Annotated in this window: 7 protein-coding genes and 1 pseudogene; 5 read left to right on the top strand and 3 right to left on the bottom strand. The window is 77.4% G+C overall.

The genetic code is table 11. The features are described from left to right. Positions 1–271, top strand: a pseudogene (locus AB6N23_RS16145) (hypothetical protein); the annotation flags it as partial. On the opposite strand, the gene AB6N23_RS16140 reads toward AB6N23_RS16145, so the two are convergent. After that, a complete protein-coding gene (locus tag AB6N23_RS16140) occupies positions 268–2,469 on the bottom strand; it encodes a SpoIIE family protein phosphatase (protein ID WP_412867017.1) in 2,202 nt (733 codons plus the stop codon). The pseudogene AB6N23_RS16145 and the gene AB6N23_RS16140 sit on opposite strands and share 4 nt — an antisense overlap. A 116-nt stretch (positions 2,470–2,585) precedes the next feature. On the opposite strand from AB6N23_RS16140, the gene AB6N23_RS16135 reads away from it, so the two are divergent. The 3 genes from AB6N23_RS16135 (at position 2,586) to AB6N23_RS16125 (ending at position 5,553) form a co-directional block, all read left to right on the top strand. Beyond that, positions 2,586–2,966: a VOC family protein gene (locus AB6N23_RS16135; protein WP_412867016.1), complete on the top strand. Its 381-nt coding sequence runs from the start codon at positions 2,586–2,588 to the stop codon at positions 2,964–2,966. A 163-nt stretch (positions 2,967–3,129) separates the two neighbouring features. Continuing rightward, complete coding sequence (locus tag AB6N23_RS16130) at positions 3,130–4,521, top strand: UTP--glucose-1-phosphate uridylyltransferase (RefSeq protein WP_412867015.1); 1,392 nt, start codon at positions 3,130–3,132, stop codon at positions 4,519–4,521. Positions 4,522–4,587: 66 nt separating this feature from the next. Then, positions 4,588–5,553 (top strand): glycosyltransferase family 2 protein, encoded by a 966-nt coding sequence (locus AB6N23_RS16125; protein WP_412867014.1) that lies wholly within the window; start codon positions 4,588–4,590, stop codon positions 5,551–5,553. A gap of 142 nt (positions 5,554–5,695) precedes the next feature. On the opposite strand, the gene AB6N23_RS16120 is transcribed toward AB6N23_RS16125, so the two are convergent. Beyond that, on the bottom strand, positions 5,696–5,845 hold the full coding sequence (locus tag AB6N23_RS16120) for a hypothetical protein (protein WP_412867013.1): 150 nt from the start codon (positions 5,843–5,845) through the stop codon (positions 5,696–5,698). 114 nt (positions 5,846–5,959) lie between these two features. Continuing rightward, positions 5,960–6,718, bottom strand: a complete 759-nt coding sequence (locus tag AB6N23_RS16115; protein WP_412867012.1) for a class I SAM-dependent methyltransferase — start codon at positions 6,716–6,718, stop codon at positions 5,960–5,962. A 157-nt stretch (positions 6,719–6,875) separates the two neighbouring features. Here AB6N23_RS16115 and AB6N23_RS16110 point away from each other — a divergent pair. Further along, positions 6,876–7,743, top strand: an 868-nt coding sequence (locus tag AB6N23_RS16110) for a glycosyltransferase family 2 protein (RefSeq protein WP_412867011.1), incomplete at its 3' end; no start/stop codon positions are given.

Below are 7,743 nucleotides of genomic sequence, written 5' to 3'. Positions count from 1 at the left end.
GGCGCAGGCCGAGGCGGACGCCGCCGCCCGGGAGGCCGCCGCACGGGAGGCCGCTGCCCGGGAGGCCGCCGCCCGGGAGGCTGCCGCGCAGGGCCCGGGCACCGTGCGGGCACCCGCCCCGGGCGGGGGACAGGCGCCGCCCGAGCAGGTGCGCGAGCAGAAGGAGGCCGAGAAGGCGGCGCAGAAGGCCGCCGACAAGGCGAAGGACGCGGCGAAGGAGGCGGCCAAGGAGGCAGCCAAGGAGCGACGCAACGGCAAGGGCGACGGCTAGTCCGGCGTCGTCCCGTCCCTCAGGATGAGGTCGGCGCGTGCCGCGAGGTCGACCGGCAGCACCTCCGGGCCCGCCTCCGGCGGCCGGGGCCGGTCCTCCGGGTGGGCGCGCACCGCGAGGAGCGCGACGTCGTCCTCGCTGCCCGCGGCCAGCTCGTCGACGAGCCGGTCGCACAGCTCCTGCAGGGGCAGGCCGGCGAGCTCCTCCACGTGGGTGCGCAGCCGCTCGAGCCCGGCGCTGAGCCGCTCGCCCCGCCGCTCGACGAGGCCGTCCGTGTAGAGCAGCACCGTCGTGCCGGGTCGCAGGACGAGCGCGTGGTCGCGCCGCTCGGTGTGCGCCCGCAGCCCGAGGAGCATGTCGGGCGGGCGGCGCAGCAGCTCGGCGCTGCCGTCCGGGTGCAGCAGCAGCGGCGGCAGGTGACCCGCGTTCGCCCACCGCAGCAGGCGCAGGCCCTGTGCCGCGAGGTCCGCCGGCCGCTCGATCCTCGCGAGCACCGCCGTGCTCATGGCACCGACGGCGAGGTCGTGCATGGCCCAGTCGAGGGCCGAGAGGACCGCCGCGGGCGGCTGGACCACGGCGTGCGCCCCGCCGCGCAGCAGGTTGCGGATCTGCGCCATGGACACGGCAGCGCGCAGGTCGTGCCCGGTGACGTCGCCGATGACGAGGCTCGTGCTGCCGTCGCGCACGAGGAACGCGTCGTACCAGTCGCCGCCGATCTGCGCGGCCGTCGCGGCGGGAAGGTACCGCGCGGCCAGCTCGAGGTGGTCCGGCTCCGGCAGCTCGGTGAGCAGGCTGCGCTGCAGCTCCTCGGCGAGGTCGCGCCGCGCCGCGTGCAGGTGCGCGTTGTCCAGCGCGAGGCCGATCTGCGCCATGACCTCGCGCAGCGCCCGCAGCTCGGCGCCCGTGAACGCGCCGCGGGCGGTGCCCCGACCGAGCGTCAGCAGGCCGCGCACGTGCCCGCGACCGCGCAGCGGCACGACGACGCGCGCGTGCGGCGCGAGGCGCGTCAGCGCGTCCTGCGCCGGCCCCTCGGTGACCACCTCGCCGGCCAGGGGGACGCCGGTCGCGAGGACGCGGCGCCCGCCGGCGAGCGCCTGCGCGACGAGGGAGGTGCTGGTCAGGGCGGCGACGCGCGTGGCGCGGTACTCGTCGAGCACCGGCTGCATCGCCGGGTCGGCGTGCAGGGCCGCGACGTCGTGCAGCCGCTGCTGCCACGTCCCGTGGCCCTCGTCGAGGACGCTCGCGATGGCGAAGTCCGCGACGGCGGGCACGAGGTGCGGCAGCACGGCCTCGAGCGCCGCCACGGGATCGAGGATCTCGACGAGGGCGCCCGCCACCGCCGCGACGATCTCGGACCGCGAACGCGCCTGCTCCGCGAGCTCCAGCGCCCGCCGCCGCTCCGTCACGTCGGTGAAGTAGGCCGCGACGCCGCCGCGCTCCGGCACCGCCCGGACCTCGAACCACGCCTCCAGCGGCGCTGGGTACCAGGCGTCGAACACCGCGGGCGCGCCGGTGCGGGCGACCTGCCGGTACTCCCGCTCGAACGTCGTCCCCACGACGTCGGGGAAGAGCTCCCAGACGACCCGGCCCAGGAGCCGGCCCCGGTGCACGCCGAAGATCCGCTCGGCCTCCGCGTTGACGTACCCGAACCGCCAGTCGGGGTCGAGCCAGCAGTAGCCGACGGTCATGTCCTCGAGGATCTGCTGGACGCGCTCCTCGCCCACGCGCAGCGCCGTGGTGTCGCTCGTGACGCCGACGACGTGGTCCGCGCTGCCGTCGGCCCCGGCCACCGCGCGGCCACGGACGACGAGCCACCGGGTCGCGCCGTCGGGCCGGTGCACGCGGAACTCCGCCTGGTACGTCCCGCACGCGGCCACCGCGGCCCGCAGCGTGTGCCGCAGGTCGGGCAGGTCCTGCGGGTCGATGCGGGCCTCGAGCGCCGCCATGGTCCCGGCGAACGTGCGCGGGTCGAGCCCGAAGGTCTCGAGCAGGCCGTGGTCCCAGCTCAGCGTGCGGGTGCCCAGGTCCCACCGGAACGTCCCGAGGCCCGCCGCGCGGGCGGCGACGTCGAGGAGCTCGCGCCGCTCGTCGCCGGCGAGCGGCGCGGCACGGGCGCCCGCGCCGGCACCGTCCGGGGCGTCGTCGCCCGGGGACGGGTCGTCCGTCGCGGCCCGTCGGCCGCCGCCCGGCACGTGCATGGACCCCCCTCGCCGGCGGGACCGTCCCCGCCGTGCTCCGATCCTGCCCCCGCGGGACCCCCTCGCGCACGGATCGACCGTTCCGGGGTGTCGGAGGGTGCGTGCACGATGACGCCATGAGCACCCGCGCGCACGGCGTCCACCACACCATCGACTACGTGGAGATCCCCGTCACGGACCTCGCCGCGGCCCGCGCGTTCTACGGCGCGGCGTTCGGCTGGTCGTTCGTCCCGTACGGCGACGGGTACGCCGGCATCCGCACGGCGGCGGAGGCGGACGGCGAGGAGGCGGGCGGGCTGGCGCTCGTCGAGGCCGCGGGACCGCGGGCCGGGGGACCGCTCGTCCTGCTCTTCTCCGACGACCTCGACGCGACGCGGGCGGCCGTGGAGTCGGCCGGTGGTCGCGTCGTGCAGGGACCGTACGCGTTCCCCGGCGGACGCCGGTTCCACCTCCTCGACCCCGCCGGGAACGAGCTCGGGGTGTGGTCGGCACGCTGACGGAGCCGCGCGACGGCCGGTACGGCGGCGGCCCGGCCGTCCACGCACGGCCACCGACGGCGGGGCATCGGTCCGTGGACCGGGAGGCGGCCGGGACACGGCCGGACGGCGTTGTGTCGGGTCTCACCGCCCCCGGGCACGCCGGTGTCCCTATTGTCGGAGCATGAGCGCCGACGGACTCGCCCTGGCCCAGCAGAAGATGCGTGACGCGGGGGTGCCCGGCACCGCGGTCGACGTCTTCACCCGCTTCTACGGACTCCTCGAGTCAGGTACCACCGGCCTGATCCCCGAGGCCGACGTCGCCCCGCTGGGCGACGTCCCGCACCTGGACCGCCTGGACGTCGACGCCGCCGCGGGCGCCGAGGCGCTCGCCGTGACCGTCGTCCTCAAGCTCAACGGCGGTCTGGGCACCTCGATGGGCATGGACCGTGCCAAGTCCCTGCTGCCCGTGCGCGGCGACCGCACGTTCCTCGACGTCATCGCGGAGCAGGTGCTCGCGGCGCGCGCGGCGACCGGTGCGCGCCTGCCGCTCGTGCTGATGAACAGCTTCCGCACGCGTGACGACAGCCTCGCGGCGCTGGCGGCCCACCCGGAGCTCGCCGTCGACGGCGTCCCGCTCGACTTCCTGCAGAACCGCGAGCCGAAGCTGCGCGCCGACGACCTCACGCCCGTCTCGTGGCCGGCCGACCCGTCGCTCGAGTGGTGCCCGCCCGGCCACGGCGACCTGTACACCGCGCTGCGGGCGTCCGGCGTGCTCGACGCCCTCCTCGAGGCGGGCTTCCGGTACGCCGCCGTCTCGAACTCCGACAACCTGGGCGCCACCCCCGACGCCCGCATCGCCGGGTGGTTCGCGTCGACGGGCGCGCCGTTCGCCGCCGAGGTCGCCCGCCGCACGCCGGCGGACCGCAAGGGCGGTCACCTCGTCGTCCGGAAGGCCGACGGCCGCCTGGTGCTGCGGGAGTCCGCGCAGACGCCGAAGGAGGACGCGGAGGCGGCCGGGGACATCAGCACGCACCGGTACTTCAACACCAACAACCTCTGGCTCGACCTGCGCGCGCTCGCCGCGGAGCTGGACCGCACCGGCGGCGTCCTCGACCTCCCGCTGATCCGCAACGAGAAGACCGTCGACCCGACCGACCGGACGTCGACGAAGGTCGTGCAGATCGAGTCGGCGATGGGCGCCGCGATCGAGGTGTTCGACGGCGCCGCGGTGCTCGAGGTCGGGCGCGAGCGGTTCCTGCCGGTCAAGACGACGAACGACCTGCTGGTGCTGCGCTCGGACGTGTACGACGTCGACGACGCGCACCGCCTCGTCGCGCAGGTCGACGCGCCGTTCGTCGAGCTCGACCCCGAGCACTACGCCACCGTCGCGGCGTTCGACCGGCGCGTCGCGCACGTGCCGTCCCTGCGCGCGGCCACGTCGCTGCGCGTGCGCGGCGACTGGACGTTCGCGCCGGACGTGCGCGTCGTCGGCGATGCCGTCCTGGAGGCGGCGGACGGTGCCGCCACGGTGCCCGCCGGTGCGACGGTCGGCCCGGAGGGCGTCACCGTCTGAGCCGGTCGGCGGTCCGGCCGGGCGCTCGACGCGCGGTACGGCCGGACCGCCGGTACAGATGGGCGTGTGGAGCTCGACGTCACCGCCCAGCGCACGCCCGCCCCCGACCGCGGTCCGGACCGCGCCGCCTCGCCCGACGACGACGACCGGGTCGCGGTCGTCGTCATCACGCACCAGCGCCGCCCCGAGGTGCTCGCCGCGCTCACCCGGCTCCGTGACCTGCCGGAGCGGCCGCACGTCGTCGTGGTGGACAACGGCTCGACCGACGGGACCGCCGACGCCGTCCGCGCCGAGCACCCGTGGGCGGAGCTCGTCGCGAGCCCCACGAACCTCGGGGCCGTCGGCAGGAACGTGGCGATCGAGCGGCTCGACACCCCGTACGTCGCGTTCTGCGACGACGACACGTGGTGGGACCCCGGGTCGCTGCGCGAGGCGGCAGACGTCCTCGACGCGCACCCGGGGGTGGCCGTGCTGACCGCGCGAATCCTCGTCGAGCCCGGCGGGCGCGAGGACCCGATCGTCGCCGAGCTGCGCGACTCGCCGGTCGTCGGCGCCCCCGGCCTGCCGGGTCCGGCGCTCGGGAGCTTCCTCGCCGGTGCGTCGGTCGTGCGCCGCGAGGCGTTCCTCGCCGCGGGCGGCTTCCACCCGCGGCTGTGGCTCGGCGGTGAGGAGGAGCTGCTCGCGGCCGACCTGGCGGCCGCGGGCTGGGAGCTGTGCTACCTGCCGACGCTCACCGTGCACCACCAGCCGTCGCGGGCCCGCGACCCGCACGTGCGCCGACGCGACGGGATCCGCAACACGCTGTGGTTCACGTGGCTGCGCCGGCCGCTGCCCGCGGCGGTACGCCGCACCGGCCACGTCCTGCGCTCGCTGCCCCGGGACCGCGTGTCGGCGGCCGGCGTGCTGCGTGCCGTGCAGGGGCTGCCGTGGGTGCTGCGCGACCGGCGTCCCCTGCCCCCGCACGCCGAGGCGCGGTTCCGGGCGCTCGAGGAGTCCCAGCGGCGGTCCACCGCCCGGCGCTACGTGAGCTGAGCCGGCGAGCCGCTGCGACGAGCCGGTGCGGTGCGATGCGGCAGGAGCGGCGGGACCGGAGCGGTGGGACAAGCGCGGCCCGGTACCGCCGGGGCGGTACCGGGCCGCGCCGCCGTCGGGTGGTGCGACACCCGACGCCCGGTCAGCCGGCGTCGGGCGCGGCGTCCGGGTCCTCCTCGGGCTCCATCGTGTTGGCCTCGCCGCCCGCTCCCGCGCCGACGCCGGCGTCGGACAGGTCCTCGGCGGTCGTCGTGCCCTCGTCGGTCGTGCCGGTGTCGTCCGTCTCGCTCATCCGAACCTCCCTGGTCGCCGTCCCGCCAGCCTGCGACCGTCGCCTCCCGCCCGCAACCGTGCGGCCCGCCTCGCGGCGGTCGTCGACGGGGCAGGGCCGACGCGGTGCGCGTCGTCAGGCGCGTGCCACGACGCACCAGGCCGTGGCACGCAGGGTGAAGGGCGCGTCGGGCAGCGCCGCGCGGCACCGCTCGCGCACCCGCACCGCGGCGTCCGGGTCGAGCGCCGCGAGGTACGCACCGGCGGGTCCGACCCCCAGCGTGCACGGCTCCCACCACGCGTCGAACGACGGCCACGGCACCGCGACGGTGAGCCGGCTCTCCACCGGCTCACGACCGCCCGCCGCGCGGACCCGCCGGAGCAGGTCGCCGGCGGCGGCACCGGGCGCCGCGGCCTCGTCGACGGCACCGGGATCGACGTCACGGACGGCGTCCCAGAAGGGCACCAGGGGACCCGTACCGCCCGCGTGGTCCCACACGCAGGCGGCGAGGGTGCCGGCGTCGCACGTGACGCGGAGCATCTCGCGCAGCCCGCGGTCCGGGTCCGCCAGGAACGGCACGACGAGCTGTGCCAGCGCGACGTCCACGGACCCGTCGGTGAACGGGAGGTCCTCGGCCGCTCCGAGGCGCGCGTCGACGCCCGGCAGGCGGTCGCGCACCGCGGCCACGAAGGCCGGCTCCGGGTCGACGGCGTGCACGCGAGCAGCGCCCGTCCGCCGGACCAGCTCCGCGGTGAGGGCGCCGGGCCCGCACCCGACGTCGAGGACGCGCGCCCCGGGTGCGACCCCGGCCTCGTCCGCGAGCAGGGGCGCGAGGCGGGCGGCGTAGCGGCCCATGAAGCGGTCGTACGCGCCGGGCGCCACGGAGAACCCCACGCGCGGACAGTACGACCCGCCTGGGGCGGTGACCAGCCGTGGCGACGGCCGGCACGGCCCCCGGCGGGCACGCGCGGGCCCGCGTCCCTAGGGTGAGGCGCGCGGGCACGCCCGTGCCGGGCGCCACCGCCCGACGTCGACCGAGCCGGGAGGTGCGATGACGGGGAGCCCGTCGACGTCCGACGCCACGGGACGGACCACGGTCCCCACCGCCGCCCCGCCGACGACCGCCGCCGGACCGGGTGCCGGGTGGACGCGTCCCGTCGAGGACCCGCGGGTGGGCGTCGTCGTCATGAGCCGCGACCGCCGCGACGAGCTGCTCGTCACGCTGCGCCGGCACGCCGCGCCCGTCGTCCTCGTGGACAACGCCTCGTCCGACGGCACGACGCCCGCGGTCCGTGCCGCCGTCCCCGACGTCACGGTGCTGCCCCTGCCGGAGAACGTGGGCGCGCACGCCCGCACCCTCGGCGCGGAGGCGGTCGGCACGCCGTACGTCGCGTTCGCGGACGACGACTCGTGGTGGGCTCCCGGGTCGCTGCGCATCGCGGCGGACTGGCTCGACGCGCACCCCGAGGTCGCCGTCGTGCAGGCGCACATCCTGGTCGGCGCCGAGGAGCGACCGGACTCGTTCTGCGAGGTCCTGGCGGCGTCGCCGCTGCCGCGGCCGGCGGGCGTGGACCGGCCCGTGCTGCTCGGCTTCATCGCGTGCGCCGCGATGGTCCGGCGCGACGCGTTCCTGGCCGTCGGCGGGTTCGACGACGTCGTCCGCTTCCCCGGTGAGGAGGAGCGGCTCTCGCTCGACCTGGCCGCACGCGGCTGGTCGATCGCCTACCTCGACGCCGCCACGGTGCACCACCACCCGTCGCCCCGGCGCTCGGACCCCGCGGCCCGGCAGGCGGCGATCGTGCGGTCGGCGCTGCTCACGTCGCTCATGCGGCTGCCCTGGCGGCGCGTGCTGGGGCGCGTCGCCGAGGCGCTGCGCGACCCCGCCGGCCGGGTCGGCCTGCGCCGCGCCCTGCCCGACG

The organism is Cellulomonas pasadenensis, assembly GCF_047229365.1.
In the GTDB taxonomy this organism is placed as follows: domain Bacteria; phylum Actinomycetota; class Actinomycetes; order Actinomycetales; family Cellulomonadaceae; genus Cellulomonas.
Note: the sequence above shows the minus strand (reverse complement) of the source record. Positions and strands in the feature narration are given on the sequence as shown.